The following is a 25,644-nucleotide window of genomic DNA, read 5'->3' on the forward strand; positions in this document are numbered from 1 at the left end:
TTTACTCTGTGTAGTCACTCGTGAAAGGCCATCCCTCGATATGCGCAAGCGGCTGACCACCACGACCACCCTCGCGCTGCTCACCGCCGGCTTCGCGGCGGCCCCGCTCACCGCCGCGTGGGCCGGGCCGGTGACCGACGGCTCCGGCGGCGCCGCCTCGGGGAACCAGATCAGCGTCCCCGCCGACGTGGAGGCCGACCTCTGCGGCAACGCGCTGTCGGTGCTGGGCATCTCCAAGGCGGAGTGCACCGAGGTCGCCAAGGCGGTCTACTCCGCCTCCGACAAGGGCTCCGGTGGGCCCACCACGGACGGCTCCGGCGGCGTGGCCTCCGGCAACCAGATCAACATCCCGGTGGACGCGGCGCTCGACATCTGCGGGAACTCCGCCGCGATCGGCGGCGTGTCCAAGGCCGACTGCACCAAGGTCGTCGAGAGGCTGGCCGACGAGTCCGGGGGCGGCTCCGGTGGGCCCACCACGGACGGCTCCGGCGGCGTCGCCTCGGGCAACCAGATCAACATCCCCGTGGACGCGGCCATCACGGTGTGCGGCAACTCGGTCGCGGTGCTGGGCACCTCGAAGGCCGAGTGCACCACCGTGGTCAACGTGATCACCACGTCGCCGGAGAACGAGGAGGCGCCGCAGACCGACGGGTCGGGCGGCGTGGGCTCGGGCAACCAGATCAACATCCCCGTGGACGCCGCCGTGGAGATCTGCGGCAACGCCGTCTCCGTCCTCGGCGTCGCCAAGGCGGAGTGCATGGACAAGGTCGGCCACGGGGACCACGGCGGCGGTTCGGACGGCGACGACGGATCCGACGGCGACGGTGGCGGGGACGACGGCAAGGACCACCAGAACGGCGGCGACGACGGCGCGGACGACGGCGGCGACGGCCCCGGCGACGGTGGGGACGAGGGCGACGGCGGCTCCGACGGCGGGAAGGACGGGGGCTCCGGCGCGCCGGGCAAGGACGGCGACGGCGGCTCCGGCGACGCCCCGAAGAAGGAGCTGGCCTCGCAGGTCTCCTCTGAGGAGGACCTGCTGCCGGTGACCGGTGGCGCACTCGTCGGCCTGATCGCCGCCGCGGTCGCGGCCGTCGGCGGCGGCGGGGCCGCGATGGCGGTCGCGCGCAAGAAGCGCCGCGCCGCCGCGCACGCCGCCGACTAGGCGCCGCGGGCGGACCAGCGCCGCAACCCCGGGCCGATGCGCGTCGGCCCGGGGTATCTCATAGCCTCGAAGACGTGCACCGAGTCCTGTTGTCCAAGCGCATGCTGGCGTTCCACGCGCTGGTACTGGTCGTCGTGCCCTCCTTCATCTGGCTGGGGTTCTGGCAGCTGGACCGGTGGGAGGAGAAGTCGGCGGCGGCTCGGCTCCAGGAGGAGAACCTCGCCGCCGATCCCGTGCCGGTGGAGGAGCTGGACGCGGTCGGTGCGCGGATCGACCCGCAGGACCGGTGGCGCCGGGTGACCGCGACCGGCACCTACGACTCCGACAACGAGCTGCTGGTGCGCAACCGGGACGGCTCCCAAGGGGTGGGACTGCACGTGCTGACCCCCCTGGTGACCGAGGACGGCACGGCGCTGCTGGTGAACCGGGGGTGGATCGCGCAGCCCCCGTCGTCGACCGCCGACCCCGAGGTGCCGCCCGCCCCTGAGGGCGAGGTCACCGTCACCGCGCGGCTGCACTACAGCGAGACACCGGAGAACACGGGCGTCCGCGAACGGGAGGGCCTGCCCGAGGGGCAGATCATGCTCATCGACGTCGACGCGCTCGCCGAGGACCTGCCCTACCCGGTCTATGGCGGGTACGGCGACCTGACCGAGCAGGACCCGCCATCGGACCCGGCACCGGAGAAGCTGGAGGCCCCGGAGACGAACACCGGGATGAACCTGTCGTACGCGGTGCAGTGGTGGGTGTTCACCGTGACGGCGATCGTGGGATGGGTGTTCCTGATGCGCCGGGAGATCCGCGACGCCCGCGAGGGGGACCCGCCCCGGCCGGCGGGGGACCGGCCGGAGCGCATCGACCAGCCGGCCTGAGGCCCGGGCGCCCCGCACGCGCCCCCCTCACGGTTCTTCAGGATCCGCTGCTTGTTCGCGCCGGGCCCGCCTGAGGATTTCGCGCTTGCGGTGAATCTCCTCCTCGCCTATCGGTCCGTGCTCGGCTTCGATCGCAGCTATGAGTTCGCGCAACCTGGTCCGCTCTCGCTGACGTGCGACGGAGTCCTCCGGGGTTCCCTCCATATCGCCTATTCAACCCCTGCCGTCGTCTCCGCGTAGGGAGATCCTCCGAACTGCCATGGGGAGCACCACCAGGGGGACCAGCGCGCTTGCGGCGAGGACGCCGCCCGCCGCCAGGAAGGCCGTGCCGATGGACCGCTCCAGGTCCGCCCCCGCGAACGCCACCGTCCCCAGGGCCACCGTGCCGACCGTTCCGCCGATCTGCCGGAAGAACGTGAACAGCCCGCTCGCAACGCCGATGTCGTCCGGCGGCACCCCGTCCTGCAGAGCGACCATCACCACCTGGAAGAACACCCCGGTTCCCAGGCCCATCGCGGCGGCGATCGCCCCCACCGCCCACAGCGGGGTGCCGGTGCCGATGAAGGCGAACCCGGCGGTCGCCGCCGCCATCACGGCCAGCGCCCCCGTCAGCAGCTTGCGATGGTCCCACCCCCGCACCGCCAGTGGCCCCACGACGCGGCCCGCGACGATGATGGCCGCCGTCTGCGGCACCAGCATCAGCCCGGCCCCCGTCGGGCCCATGCCCCGGACCTCCTGAAGGTGCAGGGGCAGCAGGAGCAGGCCGCCGAAGATGCCGACGCCCGCCGCGAGATTCACCGTGTTCACCGCGGTGAACACAGGGGCGCGGAACAGGCGCGCGGGCAGGAGGGCGTCATCGCCCATCGCCCGCTCGGTCCGGACGAACAGGACCGTGCCGACGGCGGCCGTGCCCAGGGCCGCGAGCGTCGGCGCGGACGCCCACCCCCACGCGCCCCCGAACTCCAGCGCCAGCAGCCCGGGGACCACCGCCAGGATGAGCGCCGCGCCGCCCCGCACGTCGACCCGCCGCCCCCTCCGCCGGGACCCCGGCCCCCGGAGGGCCGTTCCGACCAGGGCGAGCGCCGCCAGGCCCACGGGGAGGTTCACCAGGAACGCCCACCGCCACCCGGCGAGGCCCAGCAGGGTCGGCGCGTCGGCGAAGAAGCCGCCCAGGACCGGCCCGGCCACGCTCGCCACCGCGAACGATGCGCCGAGCCACGCCTGGTGGCGCACCCGGCGCTCGGGCGGCAGCAGGTCGGCCAGTATCGCCAGGGCCAGCGCCATGAGCCCGCCCGCCCCCACCCCCTGCACGGCGCGGAACACCGCCAGCCACGGCATGCTCGTCGCGAGCCCGCACAGCAGCGACCCGAGGAGGAAGACCCCGACCGAGGCCAGGTACAGGGGGCGCCGCCCGTACATGTCGGACAGCTTGGACGAGACCGGGGTGGCGACGACCGACGTCACGAGGTAGGCGGACATCGCCCAGGCCTGCATCTCGGCCCCGCCGAGGCGGTCGGCGATCGTGCGCAGCGAGGCGGCGATGATCATCTGGTCGAGCGCCGACAGCAGCACCCCGAGCATCAGGCCGAGCGAGACGGCGGCGACGGTGCGCCGCGACGGGTCCCGGGGCACGGTCATGTCCGCGCGCCATCGTGCAGGCCCTCGTTTAGGCCTTCGTGCAGGAGCGACAGGAGGTCGTCAGGGGAGAGCGCGCCGGATACGGCCCGTCGGCCGCCCACCCGGTAGGACGGGACGGCGGTGACCCCGGCCCGGGCGGCGAGGGAGCGGTCGTTCCGCACGTCGTCCGCGCGGGTACCGGTGCGCCACATCTCCTCGATGGCGGCGCGGTCCAGCCCGGCCTCGGCGGCGGTGTCGGTGAGAGCGCCGCGCACGCCCAGGTCGGCGTGGTCCACGTGGTAGGCGCGGAACAGGCGTTCCAGCACGGGTTCGGCGACTCCCCGCTCGGCCGCCAGGCGCACCACCCGGTGGGCGTCGAACGTGTCGAAGGGGCGCACGTTCTCCGGGTCCAGCTCCAGGCCGACGGCGCGGCCCCCGGCGGTCACCCGCTCGACGACGGCCTCGGCCTGCGCGTCGTCGAACCCCCACTCGGTCCGCATGACCTCGGCCAGGCGCAGACCGGGGGTGTCCGGGCCGCCCGGCCGGAGCTCGAACGCGCGCGGGCGCACCTCCACCTGGTCTGCGGCGGGGAAGCGCTCCAGGGCGGCGGCCCAGTTGCGGGTCCCGATCCAGCACCAGGGGCAGACGATGTCGAACCAGATGTCGACGCGGATCATGCCCGTGCCTCCCGCGCTCCCCGAAGGGCGTCGGTGGTCAGGACGATCTTTCCCTGGACGCCGCCCTGCTTGTAGAAGCGGTGCGCGTCGGCCGCCTTCTCCAAGGGGAACTCCGCGTGGATGTGGACGTGCAGCCCGCCCCGGGCGTACAGGTCGGCCAGCTCGGCGAGCCGGGCGGCGGAGCGCTTCGGCGGGACGGTGCGGATCCCCAGGCCGGGGGCCTTGGCGTGGTCCACGAGGGTGAAGATCCGCGACCGGTCCTCGACCAGTTCCAGCGTGGCGTCCAGGGCGTGCCCTCCGACCCCGTCGATGGCGCCGTGCACGGTGCCGTCCGGCGCCAGGGCGCGGACGCGGTCGGTGAAGCCCTCGCCGTAGGCGACCGGGACGGCGCCGAGCGAGCGCAGGTAGTCGTGCCGTGCCTCGCGCGCCGCGCCGATGACGGTGGCGCTCCGGTGGCGGGCGAGCTGGACGGCGATGGTGCCCACCGCGCCTGCGGCGCCGTGCACCAGGAGCGTCTCGCCCTTGGACAGGCCCATGTCCTGGAGGGCGATGTGCGCGGTCTGGGCGGGGGCGGTGAAGCCTCCGGCGACCTCCCAGGGCATCGACGGCGGCTTGGCGGTGATCTGGTCGGCGGGCATGGCGACGTGCTCGCGGTAGGAGCCCAGCACGTTGAAGCCCAGGACCTCGTCGCCGGGGGCGAACCCGGAGACGCCCGGGCCGACCTCCTCGACCACCCCGGCGTACTCGTTGCCCGGCGTGCGCGGGAAGTCGGGGCCGTCGGCCGCCGCGGGCAGCCATCCTTCGACGACGGCGATGTCGAAGGGCTGCACACCGGCGGCCATGACGCGGATCAGGACCTCCCCGGGCCCGGGGGAGGGGGTGGGGGCGTCGACGACCGTCAACCTCTCCGGCCCACCCGGCTCGTGGAACACGACGGCCTTGCTCATGGCCGATCCCGCCTCTCTGCCGTGCTCCCCGGCCCGGCGCCGGGGAGGCGATGACGAGGAGATTAGGGAGGCGGGCCACGGGGCCGAATCCGTATCGCCACGGGGGCGGGCACGGGGGTGCCCCTCAGTGGGCCGGCTTCAGTGATCCGTGAGGTCGAGCCGGGACAGCTCGGTACGGGTGCGCACGCCGAGCTTCGGATAGGCCTTGTACAGGTGGTATTCGACGGTCCGGTGGCTCAGGAACAGGCGCGAGGCGATCTCCCGGTTGCCCGCCCCGCCTGCGGCCATGCGGGCGATCTGCAGTTCTTGCGGGGTGAGGAGCGACGCCGGGGTGCCGCCGTCCGCGCGCTCGGGCGTGGTGTCGCCCGCCGCCCGCAGCTCGGCGCGGGCGCGGTCGGCCCACGGCCCGGCCCCGAGGCGCTCGAATTCCCGCAGCGACGACCGCAGGTGCGTGCGCGCCTCGCCCTTGCGCTTGCGGCGGCGCAGCCATTCCCCGTAGAGCAATGCGGTGCGCGCCTGTTCGAAGGGGCGGCCGCCTTGTTCATGGATGGACAGCGCCTCCGCGTACAGGCCGCCCGCGCGGTCGGCCGTCTCCAGCAGCGCGCGGCAGCGCAGTGCGAGGGCCCGGGCCCAGGGTCGGCCGGATGCCTGGGCCCACGCGGCGAACCGGGCGGCGTCCTCCTCCGCGCGCTCGGCGCCGGAGAGGACGGCCGCCTCGACGAGGTCGGCGGAGGAGGCGACGGCGAGGCCCGTGAGCCGCCCGGGGCCGTCGGCCGCCTCCGCGAGGTGCCGCACCGCGCCGTCCGCGTCGCCCGTGGTGAGGGCGAGCAGGCCGAGCGCGCACGCCGCCGCCGCGTCGGCCTCGGCGGTCCCGGTCGACCGGGCGGCCGCCTCGCGGCACCGCTCGGCGTCCCCGGCGATCGCGGCGGCCCGCGCCTCCAGCGCGCTGAGGCGGGCGGTGGTCCGCACCTTGCCGGTGGCGTGCGCGAACCCCCGCGCCTCCTCCGCCGACAGGGCGGCGTCGCGGTGGCGCCCCGTCATCAGCTGCCCCTGTGCCTGGAACTGCAGGGCCGCGGGGAGCGCGCCCAGCAGTCCGCGCCGGCAGGTCGCGGCGGCGTCGGCGCCCGCCAGCTCCATGGCGGTCTCGTCGTCGCCGATCGTCAGCGCCACGGAGCACAGGTGCAGCCGCACGATCAGGCTCTCCGGCGGCTCCGTGCGGGCGCGGTCGACCACGGCGGCGAGCCGGGGCAGGCCCGCGTCCAGGTCGTCGTCGGCCAACTCCCCCAGCCCGGCCACGGAGTCGGCGGCGATGCCGGGCGGCGGCAGGAAGGCGCCCTCGTCCCCAGGGGGCGGACCAGGGGGCGGGACGGCGCGGATCAGGCGGGCGGCCTCGCGCACGGCGGGCAGGTCGCCCGCGGCCCAGGCGTTGTCCGCGGCCATCACCAGCAGGGTGTGCGCGAGCGCGGGGTCGGACCGGGTGACGGGTTCGGCGCGTCGGATCAGCAGTCCCGCGGCCTTCGAGGCGACGCCCCGTTCGAACTCCACGGTGCCGAGGACCATCGCCGTGCCCGCCAGCAGTACGGGGTCCGACGTGAGGCCGTCGGCGCGCTCGGCCAGGTCCCGGGCGCGCTCGGTACGGCCGACCGTCACCGAGGACTGCGCGGCTCGCATGAGGCGGTGCGCGCGCTGGGCGCCGTCCTCGCTCAGGTCGGCCGCGCGCTCGTAGAACGGCACCGCGGAGGGGAGCGCGCCGCGCGCGCGTGCGCGTTCGGCGGCCTCTTCGAGCTCGCGCGCGATCCCGTCGTCGGGTCCGGTGGCGGCCGCCGCGAGCTGGAGGGCGCGGCGGTCGCCGTCGAGCACGGCCGCCAGCGCGCGGTGCACGGCGAGGCGCTTCGAGGGAGGGCACGCCTGGTAGGCGGCCGAACGGACGAGCGGGTGCCGGAACGCCACCGTGACGCCGGAGAGGGTCAGCAGGCCCACCCGGTCCGCGGGGTCGAGGTCGGACTCCGCGCAGCCGAGGGCCTGGGCGGCCTGGAGGACGACGCCGAGCTCGCCCGTCCCCTCGGCGGCGGCGACCGCGAGCAGGAGGCGTGTCGCCTCGGGGAGGCGGTCGATGCGCGCCCCGAGGGTGTCCAGCACCCGCCGCCGGACCGGGAAGGCGGCGGGCGGCGCGGTCCGGCCCGCGCGCTGCTCCTCGGACAGGCCCGCGGGGAGCTCGATCAGGGCCAGGGGGTTGCCTTCGGACTCCTCCAGGACGCGGTCGCGGATGTCGCGGGCGAGCCCGGGGAAGCGTTCGCGCAGCAGCGCGGCGGCGGTCGGGCGGTCGAGGGCCGCGGGGACGACCTCGTCGAGGCCCGGCGCGTCGAACCCGTCGCGCGCGGCGAAGAGGAACGCGATGCCTTCGGCCTGGAGCCGGCGCGCGGCGAACAGGAGCACGTCGGAGGAGGCGGGGTCCAGCCAGTGGGCGTCGTCGACCAGGCACAGCAGCGGCCGCTCGGCGGCGAGGTCGGACAGGAGGGTGAGCAGCGCCAGGCCCACGAGGTAGCGCTCGCCGTTCCCGCCCCCGTCGGTCAGGCCGAGCGCGGAGCGCAGCGTGTGGGCCTGGTCGTCGGGCAGGCCGCCGACGGCGGGCAGGACCGGGCGGAGCAGCATGTGCAGGGCGGCGAACGGCAGGTCGGACTCGGCCCCCACGCCGGTGGCGCGCAGGACGCGCATCCCTTCGGCGGCCTCCGCCGCGGCGTCCAGGAGGGCGGACTTGCCGATCCCGGCGTCGCCGCGCAGGACGGCGGCGCCGCTGCGCCCCTCGCGCGCGCTCCGAACGAGGCGCGTGACCGCCGCCAGTTCCTCATCCCGCCCGACCAACCGGACACGTCCGACCACCACGACAGCCAACGTAGCGCCCCTGGGGGAATGCATGGGAGCACTTGCCCCGGACATGCCCACGTGGGGACGGCGGTCCGATTAGAGTGTCCGCGTACCTGCGGCTTCGACGGAGGAGGGCCATGGGCGAGACGCACGCTCCCGGGACGGTGCGCCCCGGAGGCCGGACCGCCCGCACGCGCGCCGCCGCCCTCAGGGCCGCCTCGGACATCCTGGTCGAGAAGGGCTTCACCGGACTCGACCTGGCGGAGGTCGCCGGGCGTGCGAAGGTGGGGCGGACCACCGTGTACCGGCGCTGGGGGAGCGCCGCCGGGCTCGTCGTCGACCTGCTGGCCGACCTGTCCGTTCCGCCCCTGCCCGATGGGCCCGCCGACACCTTCGAGGACGCCCTGCGGGCCAACGCCCTGACCGTGCGCGAGCGCCTCGCCGACGCCCGGCAGGGGCCCCTGTTCAAGGCCGTCGTCGCCGCCGCGACCTGCGACGCGCGCGCCGCCGAGGCGCTGCGCCGGTTCCACCGCGTGCGCGTGGCCGAATGGAGGCCGTGCGTGAGACGGGCCGCCGAGCGGGGTGAGGTGCCGCACGGCACCGACGCCGGGGAGGTGGCGGTGGCGGTGTCGGCGCCCCTGTACCACCGCCTGCTGGCGGGGTTCGGACCGTTGGACGAGGCGGCGGCGGACCGCTCCGCGCGGGCCGCGGCCGCCGCGGCCAGGGCGGGGGCCTACGTACGATGAACCGGTGACGCATGACCCGTTCGTCCGAGTCCGCGGCGCGCGCGTGCACAACCTGCGCTCCGTCGACGTCGCCGTCCCGCGCGACGGCCTGGCCGCCTTCACCGGGGTGTCCGGGTCGGGCAAGTCCTCGCTCGCCTTCGGCACGCTCTACGCCGAGGCCCAGCAGCGCTACCTGGAGTCGGTCGCGCCGTACGCGCGCCGCCTCCTGCAGCAGGTCGGCGCGCCCGACGCGGACGCCATCACCGGGCTGCCGCCGGCGGTGGCCCTGAGCCAGCGGCGCGCCGCGCCCTCGGCCCGGTCGTCGGTCGGCACCATCGCGCTGCTGTCCAACTCGCTGCGGATGCTGCTCTCCCGGGCGGGCACCTACCCGGAGGGCGCCGAGCGCCTGGACTCCGACGCCTTCTCGCCCAACACCGCCGCGGGCGCCTGCCCGAACTGCGAGGGCATGGGGGAGGTGCTGGACGCCACCGAGGGCTCCCTGGTGCCCGACGCGTCGCTGAGCATCCGCGAGGGCGCGGTGGCCGCCTGGCCCGGCGGCTGGATGGGCAAGAACCTGCGGGAGATCCTGGAGGCGCTCGGGTACGACGTCGACGCGCCGTGGCGGGACCTTCCGCAGGAGGCGCGCGACTGGATCCTGTTCACCGAGGAGCAGCCGGTCGTCACCGTGCACCCGGTCCGGGAGGCGCATCGCATCCAGCGGCCCTACCAGGGCACCTTCTCCAGCGCCAAGCGCCTGGTGATGAAGGCCTACGCGGCGTCCAAGAGCGAGGCACGGCGCGAGAAGGCCGCGCGGTACCTCACCCGGTCGGCCTGCCCGGTGTGCGGGGGCCGCCGCCTGCGGGCCGAGGCGCTGGCCGTGACGTTCGCCGGTCGCACCATGCCCGAACTCGCGGGGCTCGCGCTGTCCGAGCTCGCCGACCTGCTCGACCCCCACGCGCGCGAGGGCGACGGCGCGGTCGCGGTCCTGGCGGGGGACGTGGTGGCACGCATCCGCGTGCTGGAGCGGCTGGGGCTGGGCTACCTGAGCGTCGGCCGCCCGGCGCCGTCGCTGTCCGCCGGGGAACTGCAGCGCCTCCGTCTGGGGACGCAGCTGCGGTCCGGGCTGTTCGGCGTCGTCTACGTGCTCGACGAACCCTCGGCGGGGCTGCACCCGGCCGACACCGAGGCGCTGATGGAGGTGCTCACGGGGCTCAAGGAGTCGGGCAACAGCGTCTTCCTCGTCGAGCACGACATGGACGTGGTGCGCAGGGCCGACTGGGTCGTGGACGTGGGTCCGGGCGCGGGGAGCCGCGGCGGCCGCGTGCTCTACAGCGGGCCGGTGGAGGGGCTGGCCGGGGCCGAGGAGTCCGAGACCCGTCCCTACCTGTTCGCGCCGGGGCGCACGGCGCCGCGCGGGCGGGCGCCGTCGGGGTGGCTGAAGTTGCGCGGCGTGCACCGCAACAACCTGCGCGGGCTGGACGCCGACGTTCCGCTGGGCGTGTTCACCGCGGTCACCGGGGTCTCGGGGGCGGGCAAGACGTCGCTCCTGCGCGAGCTGGCCGACGGCGGCGAGGGCGTCGACCGGGTCGTGGAGGTCGACCAGCGGCCCATCGGGCGGACGCCGCGGTCGAACCCGGCCACCTATACGGGCATGTTCGACGCGGTGCGCAAGCTGTTCGCGTCGACGGAACAGGCGCGCGGCCTGGGGTACGGGGCCGGGCGGTTCTCGTTCAACGTGGACGGCGGCCGGTGCGCCACCTGCCAGGGCGAGGGGTTCGTCTCCGTCGAGCTGCTGTTCCTGCCGAGCAGCTACGCGCCGTGCCCGGAGTGCAAGGGGGCGCGCTACAACCCGGACACGCTGCGCGTCACCTACCGGGGCAGGAGCATCGCCCAGGTGTTGGAGATGACGGTCGAGGAGGCGGCCGGGTTCTTCGCCGACGTGCCCGCGGCGGCGCGCCCGCTGCGCGCGCTCGACGAGGTCGGGGTCGGGTACCTGAGGCTGGGCCAGCCCGCCACGGAGCTGTCGGGCGGGGAGGCGCAGCGGATCAAGCTGGCGTCGGAGCTCCAGCGCGCGCGGCGCGGGCACACGCTCTACCTCCTGGACGAGCCGACCACCGGGCTGCACCCCAAGGACAGGGACCTGCTGGTCGCCCGCCTGCACGAGCTGGTGGACGGCGGGGCGACGGTGGTCGTCGCCGAGCACGACATGTCCGTGGCGGCCGGCGCGGACCACGTGATCGACCTGGGCCCCGGCGGCGGGGACGCCGGCGGGACGGTCACTGGGCAGGGAACGCCCCGGGAGGTCGCGGAATCCGGTGAGGGAAGGACGCCTCCCTTCCTGAGGGCCCACCTCTCACCCGAGGCGCCTTCCGCCCCGTGACGCCGACTCTGTGAGGATGGCGCCATGAGCGACGAGGCGAGCCGGGTGACGCGGAGAGCGGCGGGGCCCGAGGAGAGTGCCCGGGCCAGCCGGATCTGGTGGGAGAGGTCGGCCGACGAGTACCAGGGGGAGCACGGGGACTTCCTGGGGGACAGCGCGTTCGTGTGGGGGCCGGAGGGCCTCACGGAGGACGAGGCGCGGCTCCTCGGCCCTCGCGAGGAGCTGAAGGGAGCCCGCGTCCTGGAGGTGGGCTGCGGCGCGGCCCAGTGCGCGCGGTGGCTGCGGGCGCAGGGGGCGCACGTGGTGGGCGTGGACGTGGCGTTCAGGCAGCTGCAGCACTCCCACCGCATCGACGAGAACGAGGGGACGCCGCGGGTCCCGGTCGCCCAGGCCGACGTGCAGCACCTCCCCTTCGCCGACGCCTCCTTCGACGCGGTGTGCTCCGCTTTCGGAGGCTTCCCCTTCATCCCCGACGCGGCGGCGGCCGTCGCCGAGAGCGCGCGCGTGCTGCGCCCCGGGGGCCGCCTGGTGTTCTCGGTGACGCACCCGGTGCGGTGGATGTTCCCGGACGACCCGACGGCGGCGGGGATGACGGTGGTGCAGCCGTACTTCGACCGGAGGGCCTACATCGAGGAGGACCGGTCGGGCCGGGCGGTGTACGTGGAGCACCACCACACGATGGGCGACTGGGTCGCGGCGATCGCCGGGGCGGGCCTGCGCCTGACGGGTCTGACCGAACCCGAGTGGCCCGAACACAACACGTCCACCTGGGGCGGCTGGGGCCCACACCGCGGCCGCTACGTCCCGGGCACCGCCATCTTCACCGCCGAGAAGTGACGAACGGGAGCCCCCTTGTGACCGACATCCGGATCCGGGCCGCCCGCCCCTCCGACCACGCGCGCATCCTCGCGGTCTGCGACGACTGGTGGGGGCGGCCGGTGGCGGACCTGCTGCCGCGCCTGTTCCTCGACCACTTCCATGCCACCAGCCTCACGGCCGAGGCGGGGGAGGAGCTTGCGGGCTTCCTCGTCGGGTTCGGCTCGCCGTCGGACGTTGAGGCGGCCTACGTGCACTTCGCCGGGGTGGCCCCCGAACACCGGCGTTCGGGGCTGGCCGGTGAGCTGTACCGGCGGTTCACCGACGCGGCGCGGGCGCAGGGGCGCTCGGTGGTCCGCGCGATCACGTCACCGGCTAACGAGCGCTCGATCGCCTTCCACCGGGCGATCGGCTTCACGGTCACCGGCCCGCACAAGGACTACGACGGGCCGGGCGTGGACCGGATGGTGTTCGAACTGCGGCTGTGAGCCCGGGGCCCGTATCATCCGGAACCCACCGGGCACGGAGGAGACGCGATGCGGCTGAAGCTGGACCTGCACGACATCTTCAACAAGGGCCGTGACATCGACCGGGCCCTCAACGAGATCATCGACGAGGCGCTCCGTAAGAAGGCCAAGACGGTGGAGATCATCCCGGGAAAGGGCTCAGGCCAACTGAAGAAGCGCGTCCTGAGATTCCTGGACCAAAAGGAGATCAAGGCCAAATACCACCGCGTGGAAAAAGACGGAAAGAACTTCGGCCGGTTGTTCGTCCATTTCAAGCACTGACGGTGCCGTGGCGGAGGACGGTCGGAGGCATGGATCAGCGGTGATCGGCCTTGAAGGCCCGGAGATCGTCCTCTGTGTAGTGGATCGGCTCGTCCTCGGCCATCCGTGCCATCACTTCGGCGAGCTCCGGCCGGGATGCCTCTTCCAGGAGTAGCCCGCGAATGTAGGCGGCCAAGGACAGGTCTCTGGCCTCGGCTCTCCCCTTGAGAATCTCCACGACTCCAGTCGGTACGCCCTGCACCTCGATCACCGTCGTATCGGCCACGAGATCAGCGTGCCATACCGAGTCATGCGGGTGGCCCCGGACCGTGCCAGGGGGCCGGGGCCACCGCGCGGGAGGGGCTACTCGGTGAAGAAGTCGATCAGTGCGCTTGCGACCGTCTCCGGGGCGTTCTCCATGGGGATGTGGCCCGCCCCCTTGATCCTTACGAGGGTCGTCTCGGGGATCTCCGCGTCCAGGCGTTCCGCGAACTCCACCCTCTGGAACCCGTCGTCCTCGCCCCAGACCAGCAGCTTGGGCACCGTGGACTCCCGCAGGGCCGGGAGCAGGTCGAGGGTGTACCGGCTGTCCGCCGCACCCGCCAGCGCCATCCAGGAGCGGCGCACCCGCTCCTCCGTCCACGGGTCCAGGTACTCGTCGATCAGGTCCTCGGTCGCGGCACCCGCCAGGGCCGACGTCACGACCCGCCGGCGCGCGGACAGGAACTCCTCCGCCGTGACCGACGCCGCCACCTCCGGATCCCGGAACCGCGCCACCGCCGGCACCGGCCACGAGTCGTAGGTGACCGAGTTGGCCAGGGCCAGGCGGGAGACCTCCAACGGCCCGTGCACCAACAGGTGCTGCGCGACCGCGCCCCCGATGTCGTGGCCCGCCACGGCCACCGGCCCGGACACGCCCAGCGCCGACGCCGCCTCCGCCACCCGCCCGGCGAGGGCGGGGACCGACGCGGTCTCCAAGGTCAGCTCACCGCCCGAGCGCCCCAGGCCGGGCAGGTCGAGCGCCAACGGCCGCAGCCCCGCCCCCGCGAGACGCGACAGGACCGGCTGCCACACCCGGCTCCAGTACGTGCCGTGCAGCAGGAGCACCGGACGGCCGTCGCCCCGCCCCGCGGTCAGGTAGCTGACCTCGGTATCCCCGACCCGGACCGCCTCCCTGCGCACGCCCGTCCCCGTACCTGTCGTCTCCGTGGTTCCGCTCATGCCCCCACTGTGGCCCGGCGGCGCCCCGCCCGCCGAGAGTCCGGAAAGACACCTGCAGGTACATTTCCGCCATGAGCCTGCACCGGGTAGTGGCCCTGATCAGTCCGCCGCAGTCCCCCTTCGAGCTCGCCTGCGCGTCGGAGGTCTTCGGCACGGTGCCGCCGGACGACGGGCCCCGCTACGACTTCTCCGTCTGCGCCGAGCGGCCCGGCCCCGTGCCGACCACCGCCGGGTACGCGATCCACGTCGACGCCGGCCTGGAGGCCCTCCAGGACGCGGACACCGTCGTCGTGGCGGCGTGGAACCCCGTCGGCGCGCCGGTGCCGCCCGCCGTCGCCGACGCCCTGCGCGCCGCCCACCGCCGCGGGGCGCGGACCGTCGCCATCTGCACCGGCGCGTTCGTCCTCGCCCGCGCCGGGCTCCTCGACGGCCGCCGCGCCACCACCCACTGGCGCCGCACCGCCCGCCTGGCCTCGGAGTTCCCCCGGGTGCAGGTGGACCCCGACGTGCTCTATGTGGACCACGGCGACGTCGCGACCAGCGCCGGGACCGGCGCCGGCATCGACCTGTGCCTGCACCTGGTCCGCGGCGACCAGGGCGCGGCCTACGCCGACCAGGTCGCGCGGATCATGGTGCTGCCCCCGCACCGGGAGGGCAGCCAGCGCCAGTACGCCGTGCGGCCCGCCGCTCCCCGGCCGGATTCGTCGCTGGCGCCGCTGCTGGAGTGGGCCGAGGGGCGGTTGGACGGCCGGCTCACCGTGGACCGCCTGGCCGAGCGCGCGGGGGTGTCCGGCCGCACCCTCGCCCGCCGGTTCACCGAGCAGCTCGGCACCAGCCCCGGCCAGTGGCTGCTCGCCCGGCGCCTCGACGCGGCGCGGGTCCTGCTGGAGGAGACCGACCTCCCGGTCGAGGCCGTCGCCGCCCGGGTCGGGCTCGCCTCGGCCGTCAACCTGCGCCGCCGCTTCCGGGCCCGGTTCGGCACCACCCCCGGCGCCTACCGCCGCACCTTCGGCCGGGCCGGGTAGGTGACGGCGCCTTCCGGGCCGATATCTCTGGACGAGCGATAATACTCGTATTACGCTAGTGGAGTGGCAAAGCGGCGCATCAGTATCAGCCTCGATCCGGAGCAGGCGGAGAGGATCAGGTGGCATGCCGAGCGGTCCGGGATGGACATCTCGGCGTACCTGGTGAACGCGGCGACGCGGCAGATGGCCGAAACCGAGGCGGCGGAAGCGGAGTTCGCGGGGGTCGACGCACTGATCGCCGAAGCCGACAGTGACGCGCGGGATCAAGGGGCCACCGTCGACGGCGACAGTGGACCGCTCACCGTGGACGAGCAGGCCGAGGTCGATGAGGCCATGCGCCTGGTCCTCGGAGCGGACGAGCCCGCACGGCACAATGACGGTGAAGTGGCGTGAACGCCCGAGTCCCTGTGTACGACACGGGCATGCTCATGGGACTGGCCGCCCGCAAAGCGAAGGCCCTCCACATGCACCGCGGCGTCGCCGCGGCCCCGCATCGGCCTATCGTTCCCGGTCCTGTCCTGGCGCAGATGTGGCGCCCGGATCCGGCGACCGCGCACGCGATGAGTTCGGTCCTGAAGGAGTGCACCGTTCCACAGGCCCGGTCGTCTTCCCGCGCGTTGCGCGCCACGACCGCGGGCCAAGCGGAGTGCATCGCCTGTGCGACCGCTCCTGACATCGTCGATCGGCGTCGTATCGGCACCATCCTGGGCCTAGCGGCTCTTCCCGCGAAGAAGCGTCCGGACGCGGTGGACGCCCTCGTCGTCTGGACGGCGGTGAAACACCGGAGCGCGGTCGTGTTCACGAGTGATCCTGGGGACATCACTGCCTATGTCGAGGCGATCGGTGCGGATGATGTGCACGTCGTCGCCGTATGAGGGGAACCGTCACCAGCGGTCCTGAGTAAGGAGATCGCCGGCCTCGTCGCCTCCCTCGCCTCGCCGCTTGCCATCGGCACCACCGGAGCCGACCACGTCATCGACGGCGGCGCTGTCAAGACCGTCTGACCGGCCGTCCCCGGTGTGATCCGGGACGCCCCGGCCTCGGCCGACGCGCACTGAGGGCCGGTGCGCGGGGGCGTGTGGCCCAACCCCTCGCCCCCTGTGCGCGGGGTCATGCGCGAAGCGGGACTCCCCGCCCCCTCCCTCGGCGTTGTCAAGGATTCGTGCGCCCAATTCTCAGGGCCGACCTGCGCTCCAGCGCACCTCCCCCGCCCCCGGCGCACCGAATCCGACCGTCTTCCGGCCGCTCCCGCCCCTGCTTCGGCGTGCGGTCGCGCATGTCCCCGCGAAGGAGGGCACCTTGCCCATCGCCCTTTGGGCGCTCACTCTGGGCGCCTTCGGTATCGGCACGACCGAGTTCGTCATCATGGGCATCCTGCCCGAGGTCGCGGCGGACCTCGGGGTCTCCATCCCGACCGCCGGGCACCTCATCTCGGGCTACGCCCTCGGCGTCGTCATCGGCGCCCCGCTGCTGGCCGTCGCCGGGTCGCGGCTGCCCCGCAAGACCTTCCTGCTCGCCCTCCTCGGGCTCTTCGCCGGGGCCAACGCCCTGTCCGCGGTCGCCCCCGGCCACGAGGCGCTGCTGGCCACCCGCGTGCTCGCCGGGCTGCCGCACGGCGCCTTCCTCGGCATCGGGTCGGTCGTGGCGGCCGACATGGTGGCCGGGCACCGGCGCGGCCAGGCCGTCGCCCGGGTGCTGCTCGGCCTGACCCTGGCCAACGTCGCCGGGGTGCCGCTGGGCTCCCTCATGGGACAGGAGCTCGGCTGGCGCTGGGCGTTCGCCGGTGTGGCGGTGATCGGCGCCGTCGCGGCGGTGGTGCTGCGCTCCGCCCTGCCCGAGCAGCCGCGCCCGGCCCCCGTGCCCGTCCGCCGCGAGGTCGGGGTCTTCGCGCGGCCCCAGGTCCTGCTGGCCTTCGCGGTCGTGGTGTTCGGGTTCGGCGGCAGCTTCGCCGCCTACAGCTACATCAGCCCCGTGCTGACCGGCGTCACCGGCTACGGCTCCACCGGCGTGGCCCTGATGCTGGGCCTGTACGGCGTCGGCACCACCGTCGGCGCGGTGGCCGGAGGGCGCCTGGCCGACGCGGCCCCCATGCCGACGCTCTACCTCTTCACCGGCGCCCTCGCCGCCTCCCTGGGGCTGTTCGCGTTCACGGCGGGCAGCCCGGTCCTCGCGCCGATCGCCGTCCTCCTCATCGGAGCGACCGGCTTCGTGGCCGTCACCAGCCTCCAGACGACCATCCTGGAGAAGGCCAAGGAGGCGCCGGGCCTCGCCGCCGCCGGGATCCACTCGGCGTTCAACATCGCCAACGCCCTGGGGGCGCTGCTCGGCGGCGCGGCGATCTCGGCTGGGCTGGGCCTGACGTCGCCCGCCCTGGTCGGTGCGGCCCTGTCCGCCGTCGGCCTCGGGCTGGCCCTGCTCCTCGGGCTGTCGGAGCGGCGGGCGGCTCCGGCCCGGCGGACGGCGGTCGCGCCGGTGCCCGAGGAGTTCGCCGACGAGGTCCCGGAGCCCGTCGCCGCGTGATGCGCCCGGCCCCGGTTCAGACCGAGAACAGCCGGGCGCCGTTGCCGTAGAGCACCGACCGCATCCATCCGTCCCCGAGGCCGAGGGCGGCGAGCGACCGGAGCTGGTGGGCGTAGGGATAGGGGATGTTCGGGAAGTCGCTGCCGAGCAGGATCCGGTCCTCCAGGGCCTTGAGGCGGGGGACCTCCTCCGGCGGGAACGGCGCCATCCGCTCGGTGAAGTCGGTGAACACCATCGTCGTGTCGAGGTGGACGCCCTCGTGGCGCTCCGCCAGGTCGAGGAAGTCCGTGTACTCGGGCGTCCCCGCGTGTGCGATGACCGCCTTCAGCCCCGGGTGGGCCCTCAGCACCTCGCCGAAGGGGCCAGGACCGGTGAATGGGCCCTCCAGCGGGCCCGACCCGCAGTGCACGACGGCGGGGACGCCCGAGTCCGCCAGGGCGCCCCACACGCCGTCGAGCAGGGGGTCGCGCGGGTCATAGCCGCCCACCTGGAGGTGGGCCTTGAAGACGCGCGCCCCTGAGGAGATCGCGCCCGCCACGTACCGCTCCGCCTCGGGCTCGGGGTAGAACGTCGCGCTGTGCAGGCAGTCGTCGTGGGCCGCCGCGAACTCCGCCGCCCACCCGTTCAGCCACTCGGCCATCCCGGGCTTGTGCGGGTACAGCAGCGACGTATAGCGGACGACGCCGAACCGCCTCAGCAGGTCGACCCGCTCGGCCTCGTCCTGGCGGTAGGTGATCGGCCAGACGCCCTCGCCCAGGGCGTCGAAGTACGCCCACACCTTGCCGAGCACACGCTGCGGCATGAAGTGCGTGTGCACGTCGATCAGGCCGGGGAGGCCGAGCGGCTCCCAGATCGCCCGGACATCGGCGATCTCGTCGGGTGATGCGGCGTATGTCACGCGGGCCACTCTACGGACGCGCGCCGTGAAGAGTGTCAGCCGGGCGACACCTCGCACCCCGCCTTCCGCGCGCGCACGTACCCATGGGACACGGACGCCCAGAGCGCCCGTGCGGCCGTCCGCGTCCGCGGGGCCGCCGGTGTCGGAGGGAAGGACCCGCGCCATGTCCACGATCGCCTTCAGCCGCTCGCACGTCATCGCCCACGCCTGGAAGGGCGTGGTCGCCGGTCTCGCCGGTGGCATCGTCTTCGGGATGCTCATGGCCATGACGGGGATGCTCCCGATGATCGCCATGATGGTCGGCTCGCAGAGCGCCGTCGTCGGCGGGCTGGTCCACCTGGTCATATCGGCCGGTATCGGCCTGGTCTTCGGCGTCCTGGCCGGGGGGTTCGCCGACCGCCTGTGGCCGGTGCTGGGCGCCGGGCTCGTCTACGGCCTGGTCTGGTGGGTCCTGGGCGGGCTGGCCCTGATGCCGGCCTTCCTCGGGATGCCGGTGTTCACCATCGACCAGACGGCCATGATGAGCCTGATGGGCCACGCCGTCTACGGCATCGTCGCCGCACTGGCCCTGTGGGGCCTGAGCCGCGGCGAGGAGCACTAGCCGGAAGCGGCGCCCGGATCACTCCGTCGGAGCGCGCTCGTTCTCGTGGCACCGCTTCCAGAATTCGTAGTCCCATGAGGCCGAGAGCGCTGCGAAGTGTTCTAGCGCGGCGATTCGGGAGTGGCGTGCCACGTAGTCGCGGAGAGCCAGGTTCACGGCGTCCGTCTCGGTCGCCGCGCCGGTCATCCTCATCACATCGCTGAGGACATCAGGGGCGATATCGATTCGAGTCACGGTCATCGTCCACCTCCTTCATGATCATGCATGAGACGGCCGTCCGTGTCCGGCCCTTCGCGGATCACACCGCCCCGGGAGCGCCCGCTGCCAAGCCCGCTACCGGGGCCCTGGCCGCGCGGGCGGCGGGGGCCAGGGATGCCAGCAGCCCGGCCGGGATGCCCGCCAGCAGCAGCACGGCCACCCGCGCCACCGGTACCGCGGGCACCATGTCGTCCATCGCCGCGCCCGCCGCCGCCAGGCCGAACAGGACGCCCAGCACCGCCCCGACCGCCGTTCCCGCCGCGCCGACCAGGGCCGCCTCCGCCGCGACCAGTCCTCTGAGCTGTCCGCGGGTCAGCCCCAGCGCGCGCATGAGGGAGAACTCGCGCCCGCGCTCCAGCACCGACAGCGCCAGCGTGTTCGCGATGCCCAGCACCGCGATCACGATCGCCACCGCCAGCATCCCCACCACCACGGCGAAGATCGTGTCGAACAGGCGCCCGTACTGCTCGCGCTGCTCCGCGCCGCTCACCACCTCCAGGCCCGGGTGGGCCGCGCTCGCGGCGTCCACGGCCGCCCGGACCTCCTCCGCAGGGGCGCCGTCGGCCCCCACCACCATCAGGCTGGCGTCCGGCGTGTCCGGGAACATCTCCGCGAAGTCCTCCGGCGCCACGACCAGGCCCGGCATGCCGCCATCCGACGGGGTCACCGCCGCCACCGTCAGGCGCAGGTCGGCCCCTTCCCCGGGGACCCGGACCGTGTCGCCGACCCCGACCCCCAGCCGCTCGGCGTCGTCCGCGTGCACGGCCGCCCGCCCCGGTGCGACATCGGCCAGGTCGCCTTCATCCGTCTCCATCGCCAGGTCGGTCCCCAAGCGCGCGTCGAAGAAGGACACCACCGGCGTCGGCTCGCCCCCGACGTCGGCGGCGGCGCGCCGGTCCCGCATCACCCGGCCGATCGCCGGGTCGTCCTCCAACTCGCGGGCCAGGGTGGCGGGGAGCGCCGACGCCGGGGCGCCCGCGTCGGGGCCGCTCTGAGAGGACAGGGGGCGCAGCGCGTAGTCGGCGGGCATCTCGCGCGCCATCACCTCGGTGAGCGTGGACTGGATCGACGCGCTCGCCACCGCGTACCCCGACATCAGCGCCGCCCCGACGGCCAGCGCCGTCATCGCGGTCGCCGTGCGGTGCGGGGTGCGCAGAACCCCTTCCGCCGCCAGACCCGGCGCGGTCCCCAGCCGCCGCAGGGGCGCGCGCACCACCGCCGCGAACACCCGCACCAGCCACGGCGCCGCCGCCATCGCCCCCGCGAACGCCGCCATGCCCGCGCCCGCCACGACCACCATCGGCAGCGGTCCCGGCTCAAGGGACAGCCCCGTCCACACACCGGCGGCGGAGAGGGCGAACAGGGAGGCCGCCCCCAGCGCGCGCAGCCGCCCGCCGCGCCCCGTGCCCCCCTCGGAGCCGCCGTCCGCTCCGCTCTGCCGGAGCGCGGCCAGCGGGGCCGTGCGCATCGCCGCCACCGCCGGGCGCACCGCCGCGGCGACGGTGGTCAGCACCCCGGCCCCCACGCCCAGCGCGAGCGAGAGGGGGGACACCACCAGCGGTATCCCCTCGGCGCCGCTGGTCCCGAAGACGGAGGCCGTCCCCGCCGACCGGCCGGCCAGCTCCACCGCCGCCGCGGCCACGCCCACCCCCAGCGCCGCCCCGGCCGCCGAGGCCGCCAGGCCGACCGCCAGCGCCTCGGCCAGCACCCCGCGCAGGATCTGCCCGCGGTCGGCGCCCAGGCAGCGCAGCAGCGCCGTGGAGCGCCGCCGCTGGGCCACCAGCACCGCGTAGGTGTTGCCGATGACCAGCGCGGCGGTGAACAGCGCCACCGCGGCGAACAGCGACAGCCCGACGGTGACCGACCGCGCCTGCACGCCCGCGTCGTCGGCGAGCACGGCGCCGTAGCCGGCGCCGGTCATGGTCCGGGCCGCCTCGCCGAGCTCCGCCCGGACCGCCGCCGCGACCTCCTCGGGGTCCGTGCCGTCCGCGCCGAGCACCCGCAGCTCCGCGTACCCGTCGACCCCGGTGACCTCCGCGGCCGTCTCCGGGTCGAAGGCGATCGCGCCCGCGGCCGAGGCGGAGCGGTCCAGCCCGAAGTCGACCAGGCCGGTGACGGTGAACGCGCGCCGCCGCCCGTCCGCCCCCACCGCGGCCACGGTGTCGCCCGTCTCCAGCCCCGTGGTGCGGGCGGTGGCCGCCGACAGCGCCGCCTCGTCGGCGGCGGCCGGCGCGCGGCCCTCCTCGACCCGCAGCCGCTCGGTGGGCCCACCCACGGACACGGCCATCGCCGCCGCGCTCCCGAGCGGCCGCCCGTCGGGGCCCAGCAGCACGGCCGACCCGCGCACCGCGCCGTCGGCCTCCGCCACCTGCGGAAGCTCCCGCACCCGCGCGACCAGGTCACGGGGGAGCACGCCGTCCTCCTCCGCCGGGACGGCGACCGCGTCGAGCCGGTCGGCCCCGCCCATGGCGGAGTCGGCGAAGCTCTGGCGGACGCCGTCGGTGAAGACCAGCGTGGCGGTGGCGAACATGGCGCCCAGGGCGATCGCCAGGGCGGTGGTGGCCAGCCGGGAGAGGGGGCCGGTGCGGACGCGTCTCAACGGAGGGTCTCCTGTCGGTGGGAGGTGCGCGGCGGTGCGGTGTCGGCGCCCGCGCGGGGCCGGCCCCCGGCGGTGGTCAGCAGCGGGCGCAGGAGGGCGACCGCGGCCATCCGCACCACCAGCGCCTGCACGGGGCCGCGGGCCGCGACGGCCACCGCCGCGGCGACCACCGCCCCGACCAGCAGCCCCACGGCGACGTCGTGCGGGTAGTGCACGCCCACGAACACCCGGGAGGAGGCCTCCAGGAGCGCCAGGGGCGCCGCGAACGCCGCCGACCATCGCCAGGCGATGAACGCCGCCGCCAGCGCCGCACCCGCGATGGCGGCGTGGTTGCTCGGGAAGGACCAGTCCCCGTGCGGCGGACAGGCCGCGATCGTGACCGCGTCCGCCACCGCCCGGCAGGGGCGCTCCTCCTGGATGAGCGACTTGGCGCCCTCGCTCACCAGGTAGCCCGCCACCGTCGCGACGGGCGCCAGCAGCGCGGCCGCCATGGCGCGCGCGCCGCGCCCGCGCGCCCTCCACCACAGGGCGAGGAAGAGCACGGCGAAGCCGAGCAGCAGCAGGTCCGTGGCGGCCTCGGCGAGGGACTGCAGCCAGGCGGGCAGGTCCTGCGCGAAGGAGGTGACGGCCCGGTACGCGTCGGTGCTGGGCTCGGGGATCAGGGTGGGCATGGGGTGATGGGGTCCCTTCCGCGATGGTGGTCGTCGGCCGCGTTCACCGGCCCGTCGGCCGGTGGTCACCGCTCGTACGGTGCGCCGCAGGACTCCGAGGCTAGGGACGGGCCGGGGCGCGCACATCGCCCGCCCGTGGAGGGCGGCCCCGCACTTTCGTGGGGGCCGCAGGCGGGCGACCGGCACTTTCGGGGGAGGCCGACCGGCCGTCCACGGGCTATCGTCCAGGGAGTGGACAGCACGGAGGGGCGGCGTATCGCCGCAGGTCGATGGGGTGGCTGGGCGCGCGAGGCGGTACTCGCCGCGCTGCTCGTCTGGGCGGTGCACGGGGCGGTGACCACCACCGGGCCCATCGGCCCGATTTCGGCGTTCCTGCCCCTGCTGGCCGGGGTGGCGTTCGCCGCCGGGCGCCTGTCCGCCTTCCGCTACGCGGCCCCGGCCGTGCTCGCGGTGGCCATCGGGGAGGGCCTGCTCCGCGTGGTGGTCCCCCTGGCCGTCGGCGCCGAGCCCTGGTCGGGCATGGCCGACGCGATCGTCACCCTCCTGTTCGGCGCGTTCCCCTGGTTCGCCGGGCGCTACATGCGGCAGCGGGCGGAGCTGCTGGACACCGGATGGGAGCGCGTCGCCGCCCTCGAACGCGAGCGCGACGCCGTCGCCGAGCAGGAGCGCCTGCGCGAGAGGGCCCGCATCGCCGAGGAGATGCACGACTCCCTCGGCCACGACCTCAGCTTGATCGCGGTGCGGGCGGGCGGCCTGGAGGTCGCCCCCGGGCTGTCGGAGGAGGACTACCGGGAGGGCGTCGGTGAGCTGCGGGCGCGCGCCTCCGAGGCGATCGGCCGCCTGCACGAGGTGATCGGCCTCCTGGAGCGGGCCCGCGGCCAGGACGGCGCCGACGCGCCGCTGGAGCGGCTCATCGTGCGCGCACGCTCATCGGGCATGGAGATCGACTGGGACGGCACCGAGGCCCCCGGAGACCAGGCCGCGCGGACACTGGTCTTCGCGGTCGTGCGGGAGGCGCTGACCAACGCCGCCAAGCACGCCCCGGGCGCCGCCGTGACGGTGGAGGTCGGCACGCGGCGCCGCGGCAGGACCGCCGTCGTGCGGGTGGCCAATGGGCCCGCGGACGAGGGCCTCCCGGTGTCCGCCGGGGGCGGGCGGGGGCTGGGCTCGCTGCGCGACCGGGTGGAGCGGGCCGGGGGCGCCCTGGAGTTCGGCCCGACCGGCGGGGGCGGCTTCGCCGTCGAGGCCCGCCTCTCGGCCACCGCCGCCGCGGCGGCACGCGAGCGCCCCGCCCGCGCCCGCCGCGAGCTGGCGGTCGCCGTCGCCGCGGCCACGGCCGTCCTGCTCCCGCTGGTCGTCGGCTGGTACGCCTACGGCGCCTATCTGACCGAGAACGCCGTGCTCACAGAGGAGGACTTCTCCCGGCTGGCCATCGGGCAGGACCGGGCGGCCGTCGAAGAGCTGCTGCCCCCGGCCCGGCTGCCCACCGCGGTCGTCGACCCGGGCCTGGAACTGCTCATGCCCGAGGAGGCCGACGAGTGCCGCTACTACCGTTCGCCCCGTGGGCCGGAGTGGTCGCCCGACAGGGCGTACCAGGTGTGCTTCTCTGGTGGCGGACTGGTGTCGGCGTGCGTCTACGACCGCCGCCCGACACTCGACCTGAACTGCAAGGAGGACGGGGACGCGTGATCAGGGTGGTGCTCGCCGACGATGAGGCGCTCATCCGGGCGGGGGTGCGGACGATCCTGACGGCCGACCCGGGAATCGAGGTGGTGGGGGAGGCCCGCGACGCCGATGCGCTGGTCGAGCTGGCCGGCCGGGAGCGCCCCGACGTGGCCCTGGTCGACATCCAGATGCCGGGCGGGGGCGGCCTGGACGCCGTGCGCGAGGTGCGCCGCGTCTCCCCCGCGACGGCCGTGGCGATGCTGACGACGTTCGGCCGCGAGGAGTACATGGTGCGCGCCCTGAGCGACGGCGCCAACGGGTTCCTCCTCAAAGCGGGCGATCCGCGTGAGCTGATCGCCGGTGTGAAGGCGGTGGCGGCCGGCGGCGCCTTCCTCTCCCCGGAGATGGCCCGCGGCCTGGCGGGGAGGCTGCGCGAGGACGACGGCGGCCCCGACCCCAGGGCGGCCGCGGCGGCCCGCGCCGAGGCGCTCTCCCCGCGCGAGCGGGAGGTGCTGGCCCTGCTGGGCCAGGGGTTGTCCAACGCCGAGATCGCACGGCGCCTGCACCTGGTCGAGGACACGGTCAAGACGCACGTCAGCTCGGCGTTCACCCGGCTGGGGGTGTCCAACAGGGTCCAGGCGGCGGTGCTCGCCTATGAGGCGGGCCTCGTCCGCACATGACCTGGGACCCCGGGGTCGCCCTCCGCGCACCGGCTCCGAATGAAGGGGGCACGGTCCGGAAGACATCCGGGGGACATGGGGAGGGCGAGATGGGCAAGTGGTTGCGGCATCCGTTGGCGTGGGGAGCGGCGGCGATCGCGGTCGTACTGGTGGCCGTGGGGCTGTGGGCGTTCCAGCCCTGGAGGCTGTACACGAGCACGACCGTGGACGAGGACCTGCCCGCGGTGGAGCAGAGCGACGGCGCGCAGGGGGAGATGGAGGAGACGGAGGACGCGGAGGGATCTCAGGGCTCCCAGAGCGCCGAGGACGAGGCCGAGGAGCCGGCCGAGCCCGCCGTGCTCGCGGAAGGGGAGTTCGTCTCCCAGGAGCACGAGACGACGGGCACGGCGCGCGTCCTGGAACTCGCCGACGGCTCCCGCCATGTGCGCCTGGAGGAGCTGGCCTCCAGCGACGGCCCGGACCTGTACGTCTGGCTCACCGACCAGGAGGCGGGCGGCGACTGGTCCAAGTACCGCGACGGGCGCTACATCGACCTCGGGTCGCTCAAGGGGACGCACGGCGACGCCAACTACGAGATCCCTGAGGACGCCGACATCGAGGGCATGACAAGCGTGGTCATCTGGTGCGACCGCTTCTCGGTCGCGTTCGGCTCGGCGCCCCTCGACCTCTGAGGGA

Annotated in this window: 25 protein-coding genes; 15 read left to right on the forward strand and 10 right to left on the reverse strand. The window is 74.8% G+C overall.

All coding sequences use genetic code 11. The annotated features are described in order from the left end of the window. The first annotated feature begins 40 nt into the window (after positions 1 to 40). A complete protein-coding gene (locus O4J56_RS02875; protein WP_270683477.1) occupies positions 41 to 1,165 on the forward strand; it encodes a chaplin in 1,125 nt (374 codons plus the stop codon). Positions 1,166 to 1,239: 74 nt separating this feature from the next. Further along, complete coding sequence (locus tag O4J56_RS02880) at positions 1,240 to 2,037, forward strand: SURF1 family cytochrome oxidase biogenesis protein (RefSeq protein WP_333563779.1); 798 nt, start codon at positions 1,240 to 1,242, stop codon at positions 2,035 to 2,037. A gap of 213 nt (positions 2,038 to 2,250) precedes the next feature. Here the strand turns inward: O4J56_RS02880 and O4J56_RS02885 are convergent, their stop codons facing one another. The 4 genes from O4J56_RS02885 to O4J56_RS02900 form a co-directional block, all read right to left on the reverse strand. Beyond that, positions 2,251 to 3,675 carry an MFS transporter gene (locus tag O4J56_RS02885; protein WP_270683478.1) on the reverse strand — a complete coding sequence of 475 codons (1,425 nt, stop codon included), beginning with the start codon at positions 3,673 to 3,675 and terminating at the stop codon, positions 2,251 to 2,253. Next, positions 3,672 to 4,331, reverse strand: a complete 660-nt coding sequence (locus O4J56_RS02890; protein WP_270683479.1) for a DsbA family oxidoreductase — start codon at positions 4,329 to 4,331, stop codon at positions 3,672 to 3,674. The genes O4J56_RS02885 and O4J56_RS02890 overlap by 4 nt, the downstream gene beginning before the upstream one ends. Further along, the gene (locus O4J56_RS02895) at positions 4,328 to 5,278 is read right to left on the reverse strand and encodes a quinone oxidoreductase family protein (RefSeq protein ID WP_270683480.1); all 951 of its coding nucleotides are present in this window, start codon (positions 5,276 to 5,278) and stop codon (positions 4,328 to 4,330) included. The genes O4J56_RS02890 and O4J56_RS02895 overlap by 4 nt, the downstream gene beginning before the upstream one ends. 138 nt (positions 5,279 to 5,416) lie before the next feature. Beyond that, a complete protein-coding gene (locus O4J56_RS02900; RefSeq protein ID WP_270683481.1) occupies positions 5,417 to 8,161 on the reverse strand; it encodes an AAA family ATPase in 2,745 nt (914 codons plus the stop codon). Positions 8,162 to 8,280: 119 nt separating this feature from the next. Here O4J56_RS02900 and O4J56_RS02905 point away from each other — a divergent pair, with 119 nt between their 5' ends. Genes O4J56_RS02905 through O4J56_RS02925 form a run of 5 tightly spaced genes read left to right on the forward strand, consistent with a single transcriptional unit; the run spans position 8,281 to position 12,852 of the window. Beyond that, entirely contained in the window at positions 8,281 to 8,889 is a 609-nt protein-coding gene (locus tag O4J56_RS02905; protein WP_270683482.1) for a TetR/AcrR family transcriptional regulator, read from the forward strand. Between the two features lie 4 nt (positions 8,890 to 8,893). Beyond that, entirely contained in the window at positions 8,894 to 11,248 is a 2,355-nt protein-coding gene (locus O4J56_RS02910; RefSeq protein WP_270683483.1) for an excinuclease ABC subunit UvrA, read from the forward strand. A gap of 24 nt (positions 11,249 to 11,272) precedes the next feature. Beyond that, the gene (locus O4J56_RS02915; protein WP_270683484.1) at positions 11,273 to 12,085 is read left to right on the forward strand and encodes a class I SAM-dependent methyltransferase; all 813 of its coding nucleotides are present in this window, start codon (positions 11,273 to 11,275) and stop codon (positions 12,083 to 12,085) included. Positions 12,086 to 12,102: 17 nt separating this feature from the next. Beyond that, positions 12,103 to 12,552, forward strand: coding sequence for a GNAT family N-acetyltransferase (locus tag O4J56_RS02920; RefSeq protein WP_270683485.1), 450 nt, complete (start codon positions 12,103 to 12,105; stop codon positions 12,550 to 12,552). Between the two features lie 48 nt (positions 12,553 to 12,600). Next, on the forward strand, positions 12,601 to 12,852 hold the full coding sequence (locus O4J56_RS02925) for a Smr/MutS family protein (RefSeq protein WP_270683486.1): 252 nt from the start codon (positions 12,601 to 12,603) through the stop codon (positions 12,850 to 12,852). Between the two features lie 34 nt (positions 12,853 to 12,886). On the opposite strand, the gene O4J56_RS02930 is transcribed toward O4J56_RS02925, so the two are convergent. Next, complete coding sequence (locus O4J56_RS02930; RefSeq protein ID WP_270683487.1) at positions 12,887 to 13,117, reverse strand: hypothetical protein; 231 nt, start codon at positions 13,115 to 13,117, stop codon at positions 12,887 to 12,889. A 77-nt stretch (positions 13,118 to 13,194) separates the two neighbouring features. Beyond that, positions 13,195 to 14,052: an alpha/beta fold hydrolase gene (locus tag O4J56_RS02935; protein WP_270683488.1), complete on the reverse strand. Its 858-nt coding sequence runs from the start codon at positions 14,050 to 14,052 to the stop codon at positions 13,195 to 13,197. Positions 14,053 to 14,123: 71 nt separating this feature from the next. Here O4J56_RS02935 and O4J56_RS02940 point away from each other — a divergent pair, with 71 nt between their 5' ends. The 4 genes from O4J56_RS02940 to O4J56_RS02955 all read left to right on the forward strand — a co-directional run bounded on the left by O4J56_RS02940 (position 14,124) and on the right by O4J56_RS02955 (position 17,597). Further along, a complete protein-coding gene (locus O4J56_RS02940; protein ID WP_270683489.1) occupies positions 14,124 to 15,077 on the forward strand; it encodes a GlxA family transcriptional regulator in 954 nt (317 codons plus the stop codon). 63 nt (positions 15,078 to 15,140) lie between these two features. Further along, positions 15,141 to 15,470: a hypothetical protein gene (locus O4J56_RS02945; protein ID WP_270683490.1), complete on the forward strand. Its 330-nt coding sequence runs from the start codon at positions 15,141 to 15,143 to the stop codon at positions 15,468 to 15,470. Between the two features lie 29 nt (positions 15,471 to 15,499). Then, positions 15,500 to 15,952 (forward strand): hypothetical protein, encoded by a 453-nt coding sequence (locus tag O4J56_RS02950; RefSeq protein WP_270683491.1) that lies wholly within the window; start codon positions 15,500 to 15,502, stop codon positions 15,950 to 15,952. Between the two features lie 424 nt (positions 15,953 to 16,376). Next, positions 16,377 to 17,597: an MFS transporter gene (locus O4J56_RS02955; RefSeq protein WP_270683492.1), complete on the forward strand. Its 1,221-nt coding sequence runs from the start codon at positions 16,377 to 16,379 to the stop codon at positions 17,595 to 17,597. 16 nt (positions 17,598 to 17,613) lie between these two features. Here O4J56_RS02955 and O4J56_RS02960 read toward each other — a convergent pair whose 3' ends face one another. Beyond that, a complete protein-coding gene (locus O4J56_RS02960) occupies positions 17,614 to 18,504 on the reverse strand; it encodes an amidohydrolase family protein (protein WP_270683493.1) in 891 nt (296 codons plus the stop codon). Positions 18,505 to 18,658: 154 nt separating this feature from the next. Here O4J56_RS02960 and O4J56_RS02965 point away from each other — a divergent pair, with 154 nt between their 5' ends. Continuing rightward, positions 18,659 to 19,096, forward strand: coding sequence for a hypothetical protein (locus tag O4J56_RS02965; protein WP_270683494.1), 438 nt, complete (start codon positions 18,659 to 18,661; stop codon positions 19,094 to 19,096). An 18-nt stretch (positions 19,097 to 19,114) separates the two neighbouring features. Here O4J56_RS02965 and O4J56_RS02970 read toward each other — a convergent pair whose 3' ends face one another. From O4J56_RS02970 to O4J56_RS02980, 3 genes are read right to left on the reverse strand one after another with little or no spacing between them, the layout of a single operon-like run. Then, entirely contained in the window at positions 19,115 to 19,336 is a 222-nt protein-coding gene (locus O4J56_RS02970; protein ID WP_270683495.1) for a type II toxin-antitoxin system VapB family antitoxin, read from the reverse strand. A 58-nt stretch (positions 19,337 to 19,394) separates the two neighbouring features. After that, a complete protein-coding gene (locus O4J56_RS02975) occupies positions 19,395 to 21,953 on the reverse strand; it encodes an FtsX-like permease family protein (RefSeq protein ID WP_270683496.1) in 2,559 nt (852 codons plus the stop codon). Then, entirely contained in the window at positions 21,950 to 22,624 is a 675-nt protein-coding gene (locus O4J56_RS02980; RefSeq protein WP_270683497.1) for a phosphatase PAP2 family protein, read from the reverse strand. Before O4J56_RS02980 ends, O4J56_RS02975 begins: the two co-directional genes overlap by 4 nt. A gap of 231 nt (positions 22,625 to 22,855) precedes the next feature. Between O4J56_RS02980 and O4J56_RS02985 the strand changes: the two genes are divergently transcribed. From O4J56_RS02985 to O4J56_RS02995, 3 genes are all read left to right on the forward strand, one after another. Continuing rightward, positions 22,856 to 24,313 carry a sensor histidine kinase gene (locus O4J56_RS02985; RefSeq protein ID WP_270683498.1) on the forward strand — a complete coding sequence of 486 codons (1,458 nt, stop codon included), beginning with the start codon at positions 22,856 to 22,858 and terminating at the stop codon, positions 24,311 to 24,313. After that, positions 24,310 to 24,969, forward strand: coding sequence for a response regulator (locus O4J56_RS02990; protein WP_270683499.1), 660 nt, complete (start codon positions 24,310 to 24,312; stop codon positions 24,967 to 24,969). The genes O4J56_RS02985 and O4J56_RS02990 overlap by 4 nt, the downstream gene beginning before the upstream one ends. 89 nt (positions 24,970 to 25,058) lie before the next feature. Continuing rightward, on the forward strand, positions 25,059 to 25,640 hold the full coding sequence (locus O4J56_RS02995; RefSeq protein WP_270683500.1) for a DM13 domain-containing protein: 582 nt from the start codon (positions 25,059 to 25,061) through the stop codon (positions 25,638 to 25,640). Positions 25,641 to 25,644 lie beyond the last annotated feature (4 nt).

Source organism: Nocardiopsis endophytica (assembly GCF_027706725.1).
GTDB lineage: Bacteria > Actinomycetota > Actinomycetes > Streptosporangiales > Streptosporangiaceae > Nocardiopsis_A > Nocardiopsis_A endophytica.

Excerpts from the sequence above, each read along its gene's own strand:
- O4J56_RS02875 (WP_270683477.1), top strand. The coding sequence starts at position 41 with ATGCGCAAGCGGCTGACCACCACGACCACCCTCGCGCTGCTCACCGCC.
- O4J56_RS02885 (WP_270683478.1), bottom strand. The coding sequence starts at position 3,675 with ATGACCGTGCCCCGGGACCCGTCGCGGCGCACCGTCGCCGCCGTCTCG.
- O4J56_RS02890 (WP_270683479.1), bottom strand. The coding sequence starts at position 4,331 with ATGATCCGCGTCGACATCTGGTTCGACATCGTCTGCCCCTGGTGCTGG.
- O4J56_RS02895 (WP_270683480.1), bottom strand. The coding sequence starts at position 5,278 with ATGAGCAAGGCCGTCGTGTTCCACGAGCCGGGTGGGCCGGAGAGGTTG.
- O4J56_RS02905 (WP_270683482.1), top strand. The coding sequence starts at position 8,281 with ATGGGCGAGACGCACGCTCCCGGGACGGTGCGCCCCGGAGGCCGGACC.
- O4J56_RS02915 (WP_270683484.1), top strand. The coding sequence starts at position 11,273 with ATGAGCGACGAGGCGAGCCGGGTGACGCGGAGAGCGGCGGGGCCCGAG.
- O4J56_RS02925 (WP_270683486.1), top strand. The coding sequence starts at position 12,601 with ATGCGGCTGAAGCTGGACCTGCACGACATCTTCAACAAGGGCCGTGAC.
- O4J56_RS02935 (WP_270683488.1), bottom strand. The coding sequence starts at position 14,052 with ATGAGCGGAACCACGGAGACGACAGGTACGGGGACGGGCGTGCGCAGG.
- O4J56_RS02940 (WP_270683489.1), top strand. The coding sequence starts at position 14,124 with ATGAGCCTGCACCGGGTAGTGGCCCTGATCAGTCCGCCGCAGTCCCCC.
- O4J56_RS02950 (WP_270683491.1), top strand. The coding sequence starts at position 15,500 with ATGCTCATGGGACTGGCCGCCCGCAAAGCGAAGGCCCTCCACATGCAC.
- O4J56_RS02965 (WP_270683494.1), top strand. The coding sequence starts at position 18,659 with ATGTCCACGATCGCCTTCAGCCGCTCGCACGTCATCGCCCACGCCTGG.
- O4J56_RS02970 (WP_270683495.1), bottom strand. The coding sequence starts at position 19,336 with ATGACCGTGACTCGAATCGATATCGCCCCTGATGTCCTCAGCGATGTG.
- O4J56_RS02980 (WP_270683497.1), bottom strand. The coding sequence starts at position 22,624 with ATGCCCACCCTGATCCCCGAGCCCAGCACCGACGCGTACCGGGCCGTC.
- O4J56_RS02995 (WP_270683500.1), top strand. The coding sequence starts at position 25,059 with ATGGGCAAGTGGTTGCGGCATCCGTTGGCGTGGGGAGCGGCGGCGATC.